The organism is Cupriavidus sp. GW823-FHT06D04 (assembly GCF_058795055.1).
The window spans coordinates 1-513 of record NZ_JBXAHL010000136.1; the positions used below are offsets into that span (position 1 = coordinate 1).

Below are 513 nucleotides of genomic sequence, written 5' to 3' on the forward strand. Positions count from 1 at the left end.
CGGTCCCCCGCTTTCACCCTCAGGTCGTATGCGGTATTAGCTAATCTTTCGACTAGTTATCCCCCACTACAGGGCACGTTCCGATGTATTACTCACCCGTTCGCCACTCGCCACCAGGCCGAAGCCCGTGCTGCCGTTCGACTTGCATGTGTAAGGCATGCCGCCAGCGTTCAATCTGAGCCAGGATCAAACTCTTCAGTTCAATCTCTGTGTGGAAGCCTCGCGGCTCCCTCGCTCTTTCGAGCGGTCGCTCACTCTCAGAAAACTGACTGACCAGATCCGAAGACCCAGTCACGTTTTGCTGTGCGAGCACTGTATAACTTGTGAAGCAACACTGTCCGAAGACAGCGGCGTCCGCTACCCAGCGCCCACACTTATCGGTTGTTTGGTTGTTAAAGAACTTCGCTGCCGGCTTTGCCGTTCAGCGCTGCTGCGTTGTCTGCAGCAGAGAAACGAGATTATGCAGAGCTTTCTTCGTTTCGTCAACCGTTTCAGCAACTTTTTTCGCTGCGG

1 rRNA gene is annotated in these 513 nt (G+C 54.4%); it reads right to left on the reverse strand.

What is annotated here, in order from left to right:
- Window positions 1-202, reverse strand: a 16S ribosomal RNA gene (locus AC1Q7H_RS39940); the annotation flags it as partial.
- Window positions 203-513: the final 311 nt, after the last annotated feature.